This is a genomic window from Mesorhizobium sp. B2-4-3 (assembly GCF_006442815.1).
Classification (GTDB): Bacteria; Pseudomonadota; Alphaproteobacteria; order Rhizobiales; family Rhizobiaceae; genus Mesorhizobium.
The window spans coordinates 270,086-287,188 of the sequence record NZ_VFVL01000004.1 but is presented as its reverse complement, the minus strand read 5'-3'; the positions used below and the strand labels follow the sequence as shown (position 1 = coordinate 287,188).

20 protein-coding genes are annotated in these 17,103 nt (G+C 63.1%); 17 read left to right on the top strand and 3 right to left on the bottom strand.

Going from position 1 to position 17,103, the window contains the following annotated elements; genetic code table 11:
• Positions 1 to 18 precede the first annotated feature (18 nt).
• From sseA to FJ956_RS06960, 4 genes are all read left to right on the top strand, one after another.
• Entirely contained in the window at positions 19 to 870 is an 852-nt protein-coding gene (gene sseA / locus FJ956_RS06975; RefSeq protein ID WP_140673002.1) for a 3-mercaptopyruvate sulfurtransferase, read from the top strand.
• On the top strand, positions 870 to 1,433 hold the full coding sequence (locus tag FJ956_RS06970; protein ID WP_140673023.1) for a GNAT family N-acetyltransferase: 564 nt from the start codon (positions 870 to 872) through the stop codon (positions 1,431 to 1,433). The genes sseA and FJ956_RS06970 overlap by 1 nt, the downstream gene beginning before the upstream one ends.
• 122 nt (positions 1,434 to 1,555) lie before the next feature.
• Complete coding sequence (locus FJ956_RS06965; RefSeq protein ID WP_140673001.1) at positions 1,556 to 2,113, top strand: OmpA family protein; 558 nt, start codon at positions 1,556 to 1,558, stop codon at positions 2,111 to 2,113.
• A 143-nt stretch (positions 2,114 to 2,256) separates the two neighbouring features.
• On the top strand, positions 2,257 to 2,724 hold the full coding sequence (locus FJ956_RS06960; RefSeq protein WP_140673000.1) for a DUF1203 domain-containing protein: 468 nt from the start codon (positions 2,257 to 2,259) through the stop codon (positions 2,722 to 2,724).
• A gap of 431 nt (positions 2,725 to 3,155) precedes the next feature.
• Here FJ956_RS06960 and ald read toward each other — a convergent pair whose 3' ends face one another.
• Positions 3,156 to 4,271: an alanine dehydrogenase gene (gene ald / locus FJ956_RS06955; RefSeq protein ID WP_140672999.1), complete on the bottom strand. Its 1,116-nt coding sequence runs from the start codon at positions 4,269 to 4,271 to the stop codon at positions 3,156 to 3,158.
• Between the two features lie 201 nt (positions 4,272 to 4,472).
• Here ald and FJ956_RS06950 point away from each other — a divergent pair, with 201 nt between their 5' ends.
• A complete protein-coding gene (locus tag FJ956_RS06950) occupies positions 4,473 to 4,946 on the top strand; it encodes an Lrp/AsnC family transcriptional regulator (RefSeq protein WP_140657197.1) in 474 nt (157 codons plus the stop codon).
• A 3-nt stretch (positions 4,947 to 4,949) separates the two neighbouring features.
• On the opposite strand, the gene FJ956_RS06945 is transcribed toward FJ956_RS06950, so the two are convergent.
• Positions 4,950 to 5,600 (bottom strand): 5-formyltetrahydrofolate cyclo-ligase, encoded by a 651-nt coding sequence (locus FJ956_RS06945; protein WP_140672998.1) that lies wholly within the window; start codon positions 5,598 to 5,600, stop codon positions 4,950 to 4,952.
• 173 nt (positions 5,601 to 5,773) lie between these two features.
• Between FJ956_RS06945 and FJ956_RS06940 the strand changes: the two genes are divergently transcribed.
• The 8 genes from FJ956_RS06940 to FJ956_RS06910 all read left to right on the top strand — a co-directional run bounded on the left by FJ956_RS06940 (position 5,774) and on the right by FJ956_RS06910 (position 12,337).
• Positions 5,774 to 7,039 (top strand): NAD(P)/FAD-dependent oxidoreductase, encoded by a 1,266-nt coding sequence (locus FJ956_RS06940; RefSeq protein WP_140672997.1) that lies wholly within the window; start codon positions 5,774 to 5,776, stop codon positions 7,037 to 7,039.
• A gap of 140 nt (positions 7,040 to 7,179) precedes the next feature.
• Positions 7,180 to 9,168: a bifunctional 2',3'-cyclic-nucleotide 2'-phosphodiesterase/3'-nucleotidase gene (locus tag FJ956_RS06935; RefSeq protein ID WP_140672996.1), complete on the top strand. Its 1,989-nt coding sequence runs from the start codon at positions 7,180 to 7,182 to the stop codon at positions 9,166 to 9,168.
• Positions 9,169 to 9,286: 118 nt separating this feature from the next.
• Positions 9,287 to 9,415: a hypothetical protein gene (locus FJ956_RS30980; RefSeq protein WP_281405611.1), complete on the top strand. Its 129-nt coding sequence runs from the start codon at positions 9,287 to 9,289 to the stop codon at positions 9,413 to 9,415.
• A gap of 100 nt (positions 9,416 to 9,515) precedes the next feature.
• Entirely contained in the window at positions 9,516 to 9,806 is a 291-nt protein-coding gene (locus tag FJ956_RS06930) for a Dabb family protein (RefSeq protein WP_140672995.1), read from the top strand.
• A 70-nt stretch (positions 9,807 to 9,876) separates the two neighbouring features.
• On the top strand, positions 9,877 to 10,764 hold the full coding sequence (locus FJ956_RS06925) for a VOC family protein (RefSeq protein WP_140672994.1): 888 nt from the start codon (positions 9,877 to 9,879) through the stop codon (positions 10,762 to 10,764).
• The gene (gene kdsA, locus FJ956_RS06920) at positions 10,761 to 11,606 is read left to right on the top strand and encodes a 3-deoxy-8-phosphooctulonate synthase (RefSeq protein WP_140672993.1); all 846 of its coding nucleotides are present in this window, start codon (positions 10,761 to 10,763) and stop codon (positions 11,604 to 11,606) included. Before FJ956_RS06925 ends, kdsA begins: the two co-directional genes overlap by 4 nt.
• Before the next feature lie 87 nt (positions 11,607 to 11,693).
• On the top strand, positions 11,694 to 11,900 hold the full coding sequence (locus FJ956_RS06915) for a dodecin family protein (protein WP_073986887.1): 207 nt from the start codon (positions 11,694 to 11,696) through the stop codon (positions 11,898 to 11,900).
• A gap of 71 nt (positions 11,901 to 11,971) precedes the next feature.
• The gene (locus FJ956_RS06910) at positions 11,972 to 12,337 is read left to right on the top strand and encodes a PRC-barrel domain-containing protein (protein ID WP_140672992.1); all 366 of its coding nucleotides are present in this window, start codon (positions 11,972 to 11,974) and stop codon (positions 12,335 to 12,337) included.
• Positions 12,338 to 12,404: 67 nt separating this feature from the next.
• On the opposite strand, the gene FJ956_RS30975 is transcribed toward FJ956_RS06910, so the two are convergent.
• The gene (locus FJ956_RS30975; RefSeq protein WP_281405610.1) at positions 12,405 to 12,527 is read right to left on the bottom strand and encodes a hypothetical protein; all 123 of its coding nucleotides are present in this window, start codon (positions 12,525 to 12,527) and stop codon (positions 12,405 to 12,407) included.
• Positions 12,528 to 12,727: 200 nt separating this feature from the next.
• Here FJ956_RS30975 and eno point away from each other — a divergent pair, with 200 nt between their 5' ends.
• The 4 genes from eno (at position 12,728) to FJ956_RS06890 (ending at position 17,101) form a co-directional block, all read left to right on the top strand.
• On the top strand, positions 12,728 to 14,002 hold the full coding sequence (gene eno / locus FJ956_RS06905) for a phosphopyruvate hydratase (RefSeq protein WP_140542896.1): 1,275 nt from the start codon (positions 12,728 to 12,730) through the stop codon (positions 14,000 to 14,002).
• 155 nt (positions 14,003 to 14,157) lie between these two features.
• Positions 14,158 to 14,481, top strand: coding sequence for a septum formation initiator family protein (locus FJ956_RS06900; RefSeq protein ID WP_140672991.1), 324 nt, complete (start codon positions 14,158 to 14,160; stop codon positions 14,479 to 14,481).
• Positions 14,482 to 14,656: 175 nt separating this feature from the next.
• Positions 14,657 to 15,694, top strand: a complete 1,038-nt coding sequence (gene pdhA / locus FJ956_RS06895) for a pyruvate dehydrogenase (acetyl-transferring) E1 component subunit alpha (RefSeq protein ID WP_140672990.1) — start codon at positions 14,657 to 14,659, stop codon at positions 15,692 to 15,694.
• 12 nt (positions 15,695 to 15,706) lie between these two features.
• A complete protein-coding gene (locus tag FJ956_RS06890; protein WP_140672989.1) occupies positions 15,707 to 17,101 on the top strand; it encodes a pyruvate dehydrogenase complex E1 component subunit beta in 1,395 nt (464 codons plus the stop codon).
• Positions 17,102 to 17,103 lie beyond the last annotated feature (2 nt).

The following is a 17,103-nucleotide window of genomic DNA, read 5'->3' as shown; positions in this document are numbered from 1 at the left end:
GCGGGGCAGGAGAACAGAATGGCGCAGGACAGTCCCTTCATCGTCGACGCCGATTGGCTGGAAAAGCAGCTTGGCGAGCCCGGTCTCACCATCATCGACGCCTCCTGGTACCTGCCGGCCCAGAAGCGCGACGCCCGCGCCGAATACGATGCCGCTCATATTCCAGGCGCGCGCTTCCTCGACCAGGATGCGGTTTCCGATCCGGATTCGAAACTGCCGCACACATTGGCCTCGCCGCAGCACTTCGCCCAATATGTCGGCGCCATGGGCGTTTCGGCCGACGACACCATTGTCGTCTATGACGGACCCGGCCTGTTCTCGGCGCCTCGCGCCTGGTGGATGTTCCGCGTCATGGGCGTCTTCCAGGTCTACATCCTGAACGGCGGCATCGACCGCTGGAAGGCCGAGCGGCGACCAGTGACGGCCGAGCCGACAAAGATCGCGCCGAGTGTCTTTTATGTCGATTTCGATGCCGGCCGGGTTGTCGGTCTCGACGAGATGCGCAGGATCGTCGGCAGCCAAGAGAGCCAGATCGCCGACGCCCGCTCGGCCGGCCGCTTTGCCGGCACCGATCCGGAGCCGCGTCCGGGCGTCCGTTCGGGCCATATGCCGGGTGCGCATAACGTTCCGATCACGGCGCTGGCCGAGAATGGCGAGCTGCTGCCCAAGGACCGCTTGCGCAAGGTGATCGAGGATGCCGGCATCGACCTGTCGAAACCTGTCGTGACGTCGTGCGGCTCGGGCATCACGGCAGCGGCGATCACGCTGGCGCTGGAGACGCTCGGCCATACCGACAACAGGCTTTACGACGGGTCGTGGACAGAATGGGGCGGTCTCGGCGACACGCCGGTGGCGACGGGGAAAGAATGATGGAAAACGGCGCGCTGCAAGATATCGATGTCACGGTCACGTTCCTGGAGATGCATGCGGCGCCGGCGGTTTCGCCGCCGATCCCTTACAACCGCCAGATCGCGCTGCTGAAGACGAAAGATATCCCGCTCCATTTCTATCGCTATCTGATGGATCGCGTCGGGCGCAAATGGCACTGGGTCAATGTGCTGCGGCTGAGCGACGAGGAGCTTGCCGCCGGCCTGCATCGCGAGGATCGCGACATCAGGGTGCTCTATCTCGACGGCGCTCCCGCCGGCTTCTTCGACCTGAAGCCGCATCTGCCGGACGAGGTGGAGCTCGCCTATTTCGGCATGATGGAGCATGCGCATGGCCAAGGCATCGGCCGCTGGTTCCTTGGCGCCGCGATCTCGGCGGCCTGGGCGCATGGGCCAAGGCGCGTTACCGTGCAGACCTGCACGCTCGATCATCCGGCGGCTCTCCCGCTCTACCAGAAGCTGGGCTTCACCCCCGTGGCGCAGAAGAAGGAGGTCGTGCATCCGCTGACCTTCGCCGAGCGCTCGGCCAGCGTGATGCGAGGCTAAGCCATTCATGCAATCAGGACGGAAGGCGGCAAGCCCCCGCTGAACATTTCGTTCATCGCCGCTTCAGACTGTCTTTGCCATTGTCCGGCCGCATAACGAGGCCGGGCTTTAGGAGAAAAGACATGTTGACCCGACGTACATTCGCCGTAGCCATGATTGCGGCAATTGCCATGCCGAGCCTGGCATCCGCGCAGGCGACCACGCCCTCGGCTGCCACGATCGAGCGCCAGCTCGACGCCGCGCCCAGGAAGAAGCTTCGCCCGAACGAGCGTGTCACCATTCGCGAGTTCAAGCGCCGGCCCGATCTGCGGCGCCAGGCGCGCTCGATCGACATCCAGTCGATCAATTTCGAGTTCGGCTCGGCCGCTATCGCCCCCTCGCAATACGGCAAGGTCGAAATCATTGCCGACGCGCTCCATCGCATCCTGCGGCGCGACCGCGGCGCCCGCATCCTGATCGAAGGTCACACCGACGCCGTGGGTACTTTCGAATCGAACCAGGTCCTGTCCGAACGCCGCGCCGCATCGCTGAAGCGGACGCTGGTGGGTGAGTTCGATGTGCCATCGTTCGCGCTGGAGACCGTCGGCTATGGCGAGGAGTTCCTGCTTGTGCCCACACAGCAGGAGAACTGGCGCAACCGCCGCGTGACGCTGCGCCGCTTCGACGATTTCGTGCGGTGAAGCTGAGCCGGTAATGCCGACAACGGAGCCTGGCCTTTTTCAAAGCGGCCGGGTTCTTTCACTTGTGCGGCGTCAGTCAGGAATCGGGTGGGAGACACCGCCGTGCAGGCATAATTTCCGGACATCGACACCGGAGATCTGCCATGAACATCCAGTTCAAAGCCTTGCCGACCGAAGCCGTGCGTGCCTTGCAGCGGGGAGGGCCCGATGCCTACGGCCGCACTCCGGAGCACCAAGTCTCTGATGGCGACGGCGTGCCCTGCAGGCACTGCATGAAGAACGTCGCCGCGGGCGAAGGCTACCTGATCGTGGCTTACCGGCCGTTCCCGCAACTGCAGCCCTATGCCGAAACCGGCCCGATCTTCCTGCACGCCGAGGAATGTGAACGCGCAGCCGAAGGGGATGCGCTGCCGGAGATGCTCGAAAGCAGCGACTATATCGTCAGGGGCTATGGCGAGGACGATCGCATCGTCTATGGCAGCGGCGCCGTCACACCGACCGGCGAGATTGCCGCCCGGGCGCGGACGCTGTTTGGACGCGACGACATCGCCTACATCCATGTCCGCTCGGCCCGCAACAATTGCTATCAATGCCGCATCGAGCGGGCATGACCCAAAAAAAAAGAAGCCCGCCGATGGTCGGGCGGGCCGTTGGAGGGTCTGACAGAAGCTGTCGGCCAGTGCTGTCCGGGCCGGACTTGTCCGTCCCGGAAAGCAGCTCAGGCCGCCAGTAACGGCCCGTCTCTAGGCGTCTTTCTCGTCAGGCGAATGTGAAGCATTTCACACAACGCCACTTAATCGGCGAAGACGAAAAAAGGCGCTTTTCAGGGCTGTCGTATCCCCGTCATACGACTGCGCTAAAAAGTAGTTGTTGATGATTTGCCGACCGCGGATGGACCGGCGGCAGGTCGCAACCTTCGAGGAAGCGGGGCTTTTGCTCCGCTTTTTTGTTGCCCGGTTTTCTTGACGCGACCAGTTTGCGCGCAAGAAAAAGCCCGCCGGAATGACCCGGCGGGCGACTGAAGGAAATCTCTACGAATTTATCAGGCGGCAAGAACCGCCTTCGGTTCGACCATTTCGTAGCCGAGCGCTTCGGCGACGGCGCGGTTGGTGATCTTGCCCTTATGGACATTGAGGCCGTTGCGCAGGTGATGGTCGTCGACCAGCGCCTTGAGGCCCTTGTCGGCGAGTTGCAAGCCGTAATGCAGCGTCGCGTTGTTGAGCGCGTGCGCCGAAGTGACCGGCACGGCGCCAGGCATGTTGGCGACGCAATAGTGGATCACGCCGTCGACCTCATAGGTCGGATCGGCATGGGTCGTGGCATGCGAGGTCTCGAAGCAGCCGCCCTGGTCGATCGCGACGTCGACAAGCACCGAGCCCTTCTTCATGCCGGAAAGCATTTCGCGGGTCACGAGCTTGGGCGCGGCGGCGCCCGGGATCAGCACGGCGCCGATCACGACGTCGGCCGAGAAGCATTCTTCCTCCAGCGCCTCGACGGTCGAGTAACGCGTATGCACGCGGCCGCCAAAAATGTCGTCGAGCTGGCGCAGGCGCGGGATCGAACGGTCGATGATGGTGACATCGGCGCCGAGGCCCGCCGCCATCTTGGCCGCATGCAGGCCGACGACGCCGCCGCCGAGCACGGTGACCTTGCCGGGCAGCACGCCGGGCACGCCGCCTAGCAGCACGCCGCGGCCGCCATTGGCCTTCTGCAGCGCCGTCGCGCCGGCCTGGATCGAAAGGCGGCCGGCGACCTCCGACATCGGCGCGAGCAGCGGCAGGCCGCCACGATCGTCTGTCACGGTCTCATAAGCGACCGCGGTCACGCCCGAGCCAAGAAGACCCTTGGTCTGCTCCGGATCGGGAGCGAGGTGCAGATAGGTGTAGAGGATCTGTCCGTCGCGCAGCTGGACCCATTCGTTGGGCTGCGGCTCCTTGACCTTGACGATCATGTCCGACTTGGCGAACACGTCGGCGGCCGTCTTGGCGATGGTCGCGCCGGCGGCGCGGTAGGCGTTGTCGTCGGCGCCGATACCGGCGCCAGCACCGGTCTCGACCAGCACTTCGTGACCATGCGCGACATATTCGCGGACCGAGCCGGGCGTCAAGCCGACGCGATATTCATTGTTCTTGATTTCCTTGGGGCAGCCGACACGCATCTTTCTTCTCCTGTCCGCCCTTCAAGGGGCGTTCTCCCTGTCATCGGTGCATGCCACCGGCTCCAAATTCGGAGGTGGACACGCAGTAACCGCAGTCAACCACGAATCGTTCCGAATGTGTTTGCGAATGCACTTGCGGCAACGGCCGCTCTTCGATAATCGTTGCGCGAAATCACTAGAAATTCGCAGGAACCACGAAAAATGCCGCTCGACAGGATTGATATCGCTATTCTGGAGACTTTGCAGAAGGATGGGCGGATACCCAATGCGGCGCTTGCCGAGAAAGTCGGGCTGTCGCAGTCGGCCTGTTCGCGCCGGCTCGACAACCTGGAGAAGGCCGGGACCATCCGCGGCTATCACGCCAGGCTGTCCAATTCCGCGCTCGGCCACCAGATGACGGCGATCGTCCACATATCGCTGTCCGGGCAATTCGAAAAGACGCTGTCGGATTTCGAGGCGGCGATCAAGCGCTGTCCGAACGTGCTCTCCTGCCATTTGATGTCGGGTGAATACGACTACATCCTGCGCATCGCGGCGAAGGATCTCGTCGACTATGAGCGTATCCACAAGGAATGGCTGTCGGCCATGCCGCATGTGACCAAGATCAACTCGTCCTTCGCGCTGCGTGAGATCGTCGATCGCACGGCGGTCGGTTTGAGGCCGGAGATGGCCTAGGCGCTAAGCCTCCGTCACCACCTTGGACATCGGAATGTCGTGCGGCTGCGGGTAGATGGTCGGAATGCGCTGCAATTCGTAGCCAACGCCGATGACCAGCGGCCTGAACGGCATTGCGGCAAGCGTGCGATCGTAAAAGCCGCCGCCATAGCCCAGCCGATAGTTGCCGGGATCGATGCCGACGATCGGTGAGATCACGATGTCGGGCAGCACCGGATCGCCTTCGGCCGGGATCGGAATGTTCCAGACGCCCTTTTCCAGCCGGTCGCCCTGCTTGTAGGCGCGAAACACCAGCGGTTGCCCCTTCTCGATGACGACGGGCAGCGCGGTGCGTCCGCCACGCTCGTTGATCGAGGCCATCCAGCCACGCAGATCCGGCTCGCCGCGAAACGGCCAGTAGAGGCTGACCATCCGGCCGGCTATGTCGCCGATCAGCGCATCGAGGCCTTCCGCGATGCGTGCCGACATGGCGGCGCGCGCATCGGCTGAAACGCCGAGGCGCCCGGTGATAAGCCGCTCGCGCTCGGCCTTGCGCCATCGCCTGACATCCGTCCAATCGGATAGCGGCTCCCGGTATTGCGGGTCGAGTTCATGCATGAAGCAGGGTGGTGATGCGTATTGGGCCGGCCCTTCGTCGTCTCGGTTGTCAGCCATGCTTGGCTCCTGTCGTTTTGTTCACGCTATACTCGCGCCTGTACGATCGCATGTGCATTCACGACGCCGCGCGACGACTCCCGGGCATGATCGTTGCCGGGTGCAATATTGTTGCAGCGCACAAAAATACTTACATCCTGTGTGGTAGTTTCCACGTCGCGAGGCGGAATGAAATGAGCGAAACCGAGCATAAGGTCGTTGTCGTCGGCGCCGGATTCGGCGGCCTCGAACTCACGCGCGCGCTGGCGGGAACTCCGGTGCGCATCACCATGATCGACAAACGTAACCACCATCTTTTCCAGCCGCTGCTTTACCAGGTGGCGACGACGTCGCTTGCGACCTCGGAGGTTGCCTGGCCGATCCGTCATCTGCTGCGCAAGCGCAAGGACGTGACGACGCTTCTGGGCAATGTCACCGGCGTCGACCGCGCCGGCAAACGCGTGCTGCTCGAAGACGGCAGCGCGGTTCCTTACGACACGCTGGTGCTCGCCACCGGCGCGCGCCACGCCTATTTCGGCCATGACGAGTGGGAGCCGTTTGCGCCGGGGCTGAAGACGCTTGAGGATGCCACGACGATCCGGCGACGCATCCTGCTGGCCTTCGAGCAGGCCGAGCGCGAAACTGACCCGGCGAAGCGCCAAGCGCTGCTGACGTTGGTCATTGTCGGCGGCGGGCCGACCGGCGTCGAGCTCGCCGGCACCATTGTCGAGCTCGCGCATGACACGCTGCGCGGCGAGTTCCGCAACATCGACACAAGCCAGGCGCGCGTCGTGCTGATAGAGGCCGGCGACCGGATCCTGGCCAATTTCGCGCCGCAGCTTTCCGACTATGCCCGCAAGGCGCTGGAACGGCTCGGCGTCACCGTCGAGCTCGGGCGTCCGGTTACCAAGCTCGATGCCGAAGGCGTCGTCTTCGGCGACAGGCGCCTGCCGGCAAGGACGATCATCTGGGCGGCCGGCGTCGCAGCTTCGCCGGCGGCTGAGTGGCTGGCTGTGCCGGCCGATCGGGCGGGCAGGGTGCTGGTCGAACCCGATCTCACGGTGCCCAGCAGTCCCGACATTTTCGTCATCGGCGACACCGCGCATGTATTGCGGCCGGATGGCAAGCCGGTGCCGGGCGTGGCGCCCTCGGCCAAGCAGGAGGGCAAGCATGTTGCCGCGACGATCAAGGCGCGACTGGCCGGTGATTATGCACCGCGTCCTTTCCGCTACAAGCATGCCGGCGACCTGGCGACGATCGGCAAGCGCGCCGCCGCGATCGATTTCGGTTGGATCAAGCTCACCGGCTGGCCCGCTTGGTGGCTTTGGGGCATAGCGCACATCTATTTCCTGATCGATTTCCGCAACCGCCTGGCGGTCTCGCTTAGCTGGCTATGGATATATCTTACCGGTCAGCGCAGCGCGCGCCTGATTACCCAGGGCGACGACGACAAGAGCTGATTCCTCGCCGTCATCGGCTTCATCGACACGTCACCTTCTCGTGATCCAAAGACCTTTCGCGCGCGTGGACTCGAAGCCTCATCAGCGCCATGCTCCATGCTTGGGGCAGGGGTCGTGGCGTTGTCGAAGAGGAGAAGAAAATGTCGCGACTGCCCGTCTTCCGCCCCGAATTCTCCCGTCGCGAATTCCTGGCCGGCGCCGCTGCCGGCGGCGCGCTGATCATGCTGCATCCGTTCTCCGCCCGCGCGGCGGCCAATCAGGCGCATCTCAGGATCATGGAGACGACCGACATCCACGTGAACCTTTTGCCTTACGATTACTACGCCGACAAGGCGAACGACACGATGGGCCTGTCGCGCACCGCCTCGCTGATCGACGCGGTGCGCAAGGAAGCCGTAAATTCGATGCTGATCGACAATGGCGACCTGCTGCAGGGCAGCCCGATGGGCGACTATGTCGCCTATGAGGAGGGCATGAAGGATGGCGACGTGCATCCGGTCATGAAGGGCATGAACGTGCTCGGCTATGAATGCTCGACGCTCGGCAACCATGAATTCAATTACGGCCTGTCCTTTCTCGACAAGGTGTTGGCCGGCGCCAACTTTCCCTTCGTCTGCGCGAACCTGATCCGCGGCACCACGCTTGCCACGAACCCGCGCGACGACAAGCTCTACCTCAAGCCCTATGTCATCCTCGACAGGAAGATCAAGGATGGATCAGGGGCCGAGCAACCGATCAGGATCGGCGTCATCGGCTTCGTGCCGCCGCAGATCATGGTCTGGGACCTGAAGAACCTCGAAGGCAACGTCCAGACGCGCGACATCGTCGAGGCGGCCAAGGCCTGGGTACCGCAGATCAGGGAGGAAGGCGCCGATATCGTCATCGCGCTTTCGCATTCCGGCATCGATATCAAGCAGGGCGACAAGATGGAGAACGCCTCGTTCTTCGTCGCCGGCGTCGAGGGCATCGACGCGGTCTTCACCGGCCACCAGCATCTGGTCTTCCCCGGCAAGAAGGATTTCCAGGCGCTCGCAGGCGTCGACACCAAGAAGGGCACGCTGCAGGGCAAGCCGGCCGTCATGGGCGGCTTCTGGGGCTCGCATATGGGTCTGATCGACCTGCTTCTGGAGCGCGACGGCTCGAAATGGCGGGTCGTCTCGGCCACCTCCGAGGCGCGGCCGATCTATGAGCGCGTCGACAACAAGAACAAGGCGACCGTTGGCGACGACAGGCGCATCATCGCGGCGCTCGAGCAGGACCATCAGGCAACCCTTGCCTATGTCCGCCGCCCCGTCGGCAAGACGTCGGCGCCGCTCTATTCCTATTTCGCTCTGGTGGCCGACGATCCGTCCGTGCAGATCGTCAACCAGGCGCAGACCTGGTATCTCAAGGACATATTGAAGAGCACTGAGTGGAAGGACGTGCCGCTCCTGTCGGCGGCGGCGCCCTTCAAGGCCGGCGGCCGCAACGGCGCCGACTACTATACCGACGTTCCCGCGGGCGATATCGCCATCAAGAATGTAGCCGACCTCTATCTTTACCCGAACACGGTGCGCGCCGTCGAAATCACCGGCGCAGAGGTGAAGGAATGGCTGGAGATGTCCGCCGGCATCTTCAACCATATCGAGAAGGGTAAAGCGGATCAGCCGCTGGTCAACACGGACTTCCCATCCTATAATTTCGACGTCATCGACGGCGTCACCTACCGGATCGACCTGTCGCAGCCGCCGAAATACGATGCCAAGGGCGGCGTCGCGAACGCCGGTTCCAATCGCATCGCCGACCTGAAATTCAACGGGAAACCGATTGATCCGGCAGCGAAATTCATCGTTGCCACCAACAATTACCGCGCTGGCGGCGGCGGCAATTTCCCCGACATCAACGCCTCGAAGATCATCTACGAAGCGCCGGACACCAACCGCGACGTGATCGTGCGCTACGTCGTCAGCGAGGGCACGATCAACCCTTCGGCGGACGACAACTGGTCCTTCGCGCCGCTGCCCGGCGCCAGCGTCGTCTTCGAGACCGGACCGGGCGCCAAGGATTTCATCGCCGAGGTGAAATCCTTGAAGATAGAGCCGGCCGGCGAGGGCGAGGCAGGCTTCGCCAAATACCGCATCACGCTTTGAAGCCGTGCCGCGTCGACGCGGCTGCCTGCGCGGCAGCCCGCGGCAAAAAGCAGTGCACTGCCAAAATCGCTGCCCCGGCTGCTCTGGTTCCAGCCGTCCACATGCGGTAGCTTTAGCCATGCGTTATGTGATCGTCATCGCTGCCATCGCCTTTTTCCTGATCTGGGACGGCGTTTACAATCATGGCCACTATCTCGACGTGACCGTAAAGGAGGCGTCGCGCATCGTGCGCTACGTCACCGGGTAAGGTCTCGCCGCTTTCGCATCGCGGCGCGACATCGTTGCCGATTGACGCCTGGGCGTTGCTCCCACAAAACACCGCTGAACCGAAGACCAGGGAGGCTGGCTTGATCCGGCACATCGTTTTCTTCAGCGTGCGACGCAGGGAAGATGTCGAGGCCGTGCGCTCAGGCCTGCTGGCGCTCGGCACGATTCCGCACTCGAAGCATTTCGAGGTAACGCTCAACACCAAGGTCGATCTGTTCTCCAACGCGATCGATGTCGTCGTCTATGCCGAGTTCGAGGACGAGGCGGCGCTTGCCGCTTACAAGGCGCATCCGATTTATGCGGATACGACCAGCAAGGTGAAGCCGCTGCGCGAGCTGCGCTATTCGGCGGATGTCGTGGCCGCCGCCTGAACCGGCAGAGCGCGCCCCATCGGGCCGGCGCTCTTGAACAGCCGGCCGGAATGGGGCACACCGCGCCGGCATGACCAGAAACTCCGCCCATCCGCTCGACCATCTCGTGCTGCCAACCGGAAGCCTCGATGCCGCGCGGTCGCGCCTGGCCTCGCTCGGCTTCGTCGTCGCCCCCACGGGCATTCACCCGTTCGGCACGGAGAATGCCTGCATCTTTTTCTCCGACGGCACCTATCTGGAGCCGCTGGCTGTGGGAAATGAACAGGCGGCAGGACAAGTGATCACGGCCGGCAATGTCTTCGTAGCGCGCGACCGCCTCTATCGCCAGCGGCTGGGCGAGGAGGGTTTTTCGGCCGTCGTGCTTGGAACCGGCAATGCCGACGCCGACCATGCGCGCTTTGTCGAAGCCGGCCTGTCGGCCGGCGACATGCTTAGTTTCTCACGCGCGTTCACCGACGCGAACGGAAAGAGCGATACGGCGTCTTTCAAGCTGGCCTTCGCGGCCGCCAAGGAGGCGTCGGACGCCTTCCTCTTCGCCTGCGAGCGCGTCAACCCGCCGAAGATCGATCGCACGGCGCTTCAGGCGCATGCCAATGGCGTGACCGGCATCGTCGAGGTGGTTGCGGTCAGCGACGCGCCTTCCGCGCAGATCGGGCTGATCTCTATCGCCGCCGGCGCGAGTGCCGACGACCTTGGGGCGGACGGCGACATGGTGCGGCTGCCGAACGCAATCCTGAGCGTCGTCACGCCTGAAACCTACGCGCGGCGCTTCGGCCTGGCGGCCAAGCCGTCGTCGCATTTCCGGTTTGAGGCGATTGTTTTCGAGGTCCGCGACAAAGCTGTCGTCATGCGCCTGCTTGCGGCCGGCGCGATCGATCACAACATGAGCGGCAATGATGTCGTCGTTCCGCCGGCGCCCGGGCAGGGCGCCACCTTTATCTTCCGGGAGATCCCATGAGCAAGCCCCTGGCGCCCAATTCATCGGTAACCGTCGGCAAGGTCGTCTTTGCCAACAATGCGCCGCTGTCGCTGATTGCCGGCCCGTGCCAGCTTGAATCGCGCCAGCACGCTTTCGACATGGCCGGCGCGCTGAAGGAACTGACGGAGCGTCTGGGCATCGGCCTCGTCTACAAGACCAGCTACGACAAGGCCAACCGCACCTCGCTGTCGGCGACACGCGGCGCCGGGCTCGATGCGGCGATGCCGATCTTCGATGATCTGCGCAAGGAGTTCGGGCTTCCGGTGCTGACCGACGTCCATAACGAGGAGCAGTGCGCGATCGTAGCCCCCCATGTCGATGTCCTTCAGATACCGGCTTTCCTGTCGCGACAGACCGACATGCTGGTCGCCGCCGCCAGGACCGGCAAGGTCATCAACGTGAAGAAGGGCCAGTTCCTCGCGCCTTGGGACATGAAGAACGTCGTCGCCAAGATCACCGGTTCCGGCAATCCGAACGTGCTGACCACCGAGCGCGGCGTCTCGTTCGGCTACAACACGCTGGTCTCGGACATGCGCGCGCTGCCGGTCATGGCCGAGATCGGCGCCCCGGTGATCTTCGACGCGACCCATTCGGTGCAGCAGCCGGGCGGGCAGGGCGGCTCCTCGGGCGGTGAACGGCGCTTCGTCGCAACGCTCGCGCGCGCGGCCGTTGCCGTCGGCGTCGCCGGCGTCTTCATCGAAACCCATCAAGACCCGGACAACTCGACGTCTTCGGACGGCCCCAACATGGTGCCGCTCAAGGACATGCCGGCGCTGCTGGAAAAGCTGATGGCCTTCGACCGGATCGCCAAGTGGCACTGATCCGGGCCATTCCTGCGCCGGCTTGTGGTTGCATTGGGCCGGGACTACGCTCATTTTCGTAACTGAGCGTCTTGGCAGGAGGAAGCCATGTCCGTTGCCCGCGTCACCGAAATCACGTCGTCGTCCAAGAAGAGCTTTCAGGATGCCATCGAGAAGGGCATCGCGCGCGCCGCAAAGACCCTGAAGAACGTCGAGGGCGCCTGGATCCAGGACCAGAAGATCGTCGTCGAGGACGGCAAGATCGCGGCCTACCGCGTCAACATGAAGGTCACCTTCATTCTCACCGACAGCTAAGCAAGTCGTCGGGAACCTTAGCGCGCTCCTCTCATTGTCAAAGCAGGCATTCAACCGAGAGGAGCATCACCATGACCACCCCGTCCGGGCATACCGAAGCCATTGCGGCCTCGCGCGTCATCGGCACGTCCGTCTACAACACCGAAGGCAAAAGCATCGGCAGCATCGAGGACGTCATGCTGGACAAGATGTCGAACGGCATCATGTTCGCCGTCATCGGTTTCGGCGGCTTCCTCGGCATGGGCGAGAAGTACCACGCCGTTCCGTGGGCGACGCTCGATTATGACGAGGATCAAGGCGGCTATGTCGTGCCGTTCACCAAGGAGCAGCTCCAGGCCGCACCGGCCTATTCGATCGAGGAATTGACCGGCGCCGACGGCGAAGCCGCGCGCGATGCCTCATTCCAGTATTACCATGTGAAGCCCTATTGGCATTGACCGCTTGATCGGCGCACCGAAAGCCAAAGGCCCCCGGGCAAAACCCGAGGGCCTTTGGCGTTTTGAACTACTGCGCCGCTTGGAGGGTCGATAGCTCTACCGAGTTCTGCTGGGACTTCCGGTCGTCGCATGACGTCAGGAACGCCGCCGCGATCAGGAACAAACTCACGATACCGCTCAACTGGGACATGGCGAAACTCCTCCTGTTTCGCCCCGCGCGGATGCGACCATAGATGAGAAGGCCGTGCAGCCCGCATGACTTATGATGACAGAAATTTGCGCTTCGTGAATCCTGCCTCCGGCAATAATTGCGGCCCCGCCGATTGCCTTTTGCTCCGCTTTGGCTAAGAGGGGCGCGACGCTTCAATCGATCAATCGGGGACATCGCAAATGACCGCCATCATCGACATTGTCGGGCGTGAAATCCTGGACAGCCGTGGCAATCCGACCGTCGAGGTCGACGTGGTGCTGGAGGACGGCTCGATGGGCCGCGCCGCGGTGCCGTCGGGCGCATCGACCGGCGCGCATGAGGCGGTTGAGGTGCGGGACGGCGGGCCGCGCTATCTCGGCAAGGGCGTTCAGCGCGCCGTCGAAGCGGTGAACGGCGAGCTGTTCGAGGCGATCGGCGGCATGGAAGCCGAGAACCAGATCCATATCGACCAGACGATGATCGAGCTCGACGGCACGCCGAACAAGAGCCGCCTCGGCGCCAACGCCATCCTTGGCGTATCGCTCGCGGTCGCCAAGGCCGCTGCGGAAGCCGCCGGCCTGCCGCTTTATCGCTATGTCGGCGGTACCAAGGCGCACATCCTGCCGGTGCCGATGATGAACATCATCAACGGCGGCGCGCATGCCGACAACCCGATCGATTTCCAGGAATTCATGATCCTGCCGATCGGCGCGCCGACGCTGCGCGACGGCGTGCGCTGGGGCTCGGAGATTTTCCACACGCTGCGCAAGAAGCTCAAGGATGCCGGCCACAACACCAATGTCGGCGACGAGGGCGGCTTCGCTCCCAACCTGAAGAGCGCGCCTTCGGCGCTCGATTTCATCATGGAATCGATCGAGAAGGCCGGCTTCAAGCCAGGCGAGGACGTGGCCCTCGGTCTCGACTGCGCGGCGACCGAGTTCTTCAAGGACGGCAATTACGTTTATGAAGGCGAGAAGAAGACCCGCGATCCGAAGGCGCAGGCCAAGTACCTTGCCAAGCTCGCCGCCGACTATCCGATCATCACCATCGAGGACGGCCTTGCCGAGGACGATTGGGAAGGCTGGAAGATACTGACCGACCTGATTGGCAAGAAGACCCAGCTCGTCGGCGACGATCTCTTCGTCACCAACACGGCGCGGCTGCGCGACGGTATCCGCATGGGCGTCGCCAACTCGATCCTGGTCAAGGTCAACCAGATCGGCTCGCTGACCGAGACGCTCGACGCGGTCGAGACCGCGCACAAGGCCGGCTACACCGCCGTCATGTCGCATCGCTCAGGCGAGACCGAGGATTCGACCATCGCCGACCTCGCGGTCGCCACTAATTGCGGGCAGATCAAGACCGGCTCCCTGTCGCGCTCGGACCGTATGGCCAAATACAACCAGCTCATCCGCATCGAGGAAGAGCTTGGCAAGCAGGCGCGCTACGCCGGCAAGTCCGTGGTCAAGGGCTGATCCGGTCTGTTCGAACAATCTGACAAGGGCGGGTCATTCCCGCCCTTTTTTGTTCCGGCGATCCTCGATAAGGCCGCCCGTAACCGTCCATTAAGCACAATCGGGCGAAATACGATTCATGGTCGCTTGCGTTCGCGGCCGCGAGGGTTCGGGTCATGTGGACACGTCAGCACAAGCAGAGAAACACCGGCAGGCTGATCATCCCCTCGCTTTGCGTGCTCTTCCTGGCCTATTTCGGCTTCCATGCCTATCACGGCGAATTCGGCATCTATTCCAAATATCGGCTCGAGGCCCGCAAGGTCGAATTGCAGGCTCAACTCGATGCCGTCAAAGCACGCCGTGTCGACTTCGAGCGCCGCGTCCAGCTGCTGCATGAAGGCACGCTGGAGAAGGATATGCTTGACGAGCAGGCCCGAAAGGCGCTCAATCTGTCCCATCCCGACGAAATCACCATCATGCTGCCTGCTCCGGCGAAATAACCGAATTACGGTTAATCGTCTTTATTTTCAATGATTCTAATCGCTTAGATGCATGCCAGCCATGCATTTTTCAGCATGGCGCAATGCATCCTTGCATGTTAGCTTTCCGCAAATCGGTGGGGAGACGATCGCTCTCCCTGAATGTCCGCGAAGAGACGCCAACAGGGAGTGACGCATGGCCACCGCCGCCAAAAAAGCGCCCGCAAAATCCAGATCCGACAAACAGCCCAATCTGTCAGCGCCCAAGCCGGCCGATTTCACCAAAAAAGAAGAGCTTTCCGCCTACCGGCACATGCTTTTGATCCGCCGCTTCGAGGAGAAGGCCGGCCAGCTCTACGGCATGGGCTTCATCGGCGGCTTCTGCCACCTCTATATCGGCCAGGAGGCCGTCGTCACCGGCATGAAGATGGCGCTGGTCGAAGGCGACCAGATGATCACCGCCTATCGCGACCATGGCCACATGCTGGCGATGGAGCTGTCGCCGCGCGGCGTCATGGCCGAGCTCACCGGGCGCCGCGGCGGCCTGTCGAAGGGCAAGGGCGGCTCCATGCATATGTTCTCCAAGGAGAAGCATTTCTATGGCGGCCATGGCATCGTCGGCGCGCAGGTGTCGCTCGGCACCGGTCTCGCCTTCGCCAACCGCTACCGCGAAAACAAGAACGTCTCGCTGACCTATTTCGGCGACGGCGCCGCCAACCAGGGCCAGGTCTATGAAAGCTTCAACATGGCCTCGCTATGGAAGCTGCCGGTGATCTACATCATCGAGAACAACCGCTACGCCATGGGCACGTCCGTGTCGCGCTCGTCGGCCGAGACCGACTTCTCGCATCGCGGCGCTTCCTTCAAGATCCCGGGCATCCAGGTCGACGGCATGGACGTCCGCGCCGTGAAGTCGGCGGCCGATCTCGCCACCGAATGGTGCCGTGCCGGCAACGGTCCACTCATCCTCGAGATGCAGACCTACCGCTATCGCGGCCATTCGATGTCGGACCCGGCGAAATACCGCTCCAAGGAGGAAGTGCAGAAGATGCGCTCCGAGCATGACCCGATCGAGCAGGTCAAGGCGCGGCTGCTCGACAAGAAGTGGGCGAGCGAGGACGAGCTCAAGACCGTCGACAAGGAGGTTCGTGACGTCGTCGCCGATGCCGCCGAATTCGCCCAGCACGACGCCGAGCCGGATCCGTCCGAGCTCTGGACCGACATCGTACACTAGGGAGGCAAGGACATGCCGATCGAAATTCTCATGCCCGCGCTCTCCCCGACGATGGAAGAGGGCAATCTTTCCAAATGGCTGAAGAACGAAGGCGACAAGATCGTCGCCGGTGACGTGATCGCCGAGATCGAGACCGACAAGGCGACGATGGAAGTCGAAGCCGTCGACGAAGGCACGCTGGCCAAGATCGTGGTTCCCGCCGGCAGTGAAGGCGTCAAGGTCAATGCGGTCATCGCCGTGCTTGCCGTCGACGGCGAAGACGTCGACAAGGCTGGCGAAGGCATCGGCGAAGAAGAGACCGCCAAGGCTGAAAAAGCCGCACCGGCGCCGGCCCCCGCCGCGGCCAAGAGCGACGCTGCCACGCCGGTCGCCGCCGCGCCGAAGGCGGAGATCGCCGCCGATCCGGATATTCCCGCCGGCACCGAGATGGTTTCCACCACGGTGCGCGAAGCGCTCCGTGACGCCATGGCCGAGGAAATGCGCCGCGACGGCGATGTCTTCGTCATGGGCGAGGAGGTCGCCGAGTACCAGGGCGCCTACAAGATCACGCAGGGCCTGCTGCAGGAATTCGGGCCGCGACGGGTCGTCGACACGCCGATCACCGAGCATGGCTTTGCCGGCGTCGGCGTCGGCGCCGCGATGGCCGGGTTGAAACCGATCGTCGAGTTCATGACCTTCAACTTCGCCATGCAGGCGATCGACCAGATCATCAACTCGGCCGCCAAGACGCTCTATATGTCCGGCGGCCAGATGGGCGCGCCGATCGTGTTCCGTGGTCCCAACGGTGCGGCTGCCCGCGTCGCCGCGCAGCACTCGCAATGCTATGCCGCCTGGTACAGCCATATTCCCGGCCTAAAGGTGGTGATGCCCTATACGGCTGCCGACGCCAAGGGCTTGCTCAAGGCGGCCATTCGCGATCCGAACCCGGTCATCTTCCTGGAGAACGAGATCCTCTACGGCCATTCCTTCGACGTGCCGAAGCTCGACGACTTCGTGCTGCCGATCGGCAAGGCGCGTGTCCACAAGCAGGGCAAGGACGTCACACTCGTCTCCTTCGGCATCGGCATGACCTATGCGGTCAAGGCGGAAGCCGAGCTGCGCGGCATGGGCATCGATGCCGAGATCATCGATCTCAGGACCATTCGGCCGCTCGACTTCGACACGATCATCGCTTCGGTGAAGAAGACCAACCGTCTGGTGGTGGTGGAAGAAGGTTATCCGCAGAACTCGGTCGGCGACCACATCGCCAGCCAGGTCTCGCAGCGCGCCTTCGACTTCCTCGATGCGCCGGTGATCACCATCGCCGGCAAGGACGTGCCGATGCCTTACGCGGCGAACCTCGAGAAGCTGGCATTGCCAAACGTCGGCGAAGTCGTCGAGGCCGTCAAAGCCGTCACTTATCGCTGAGC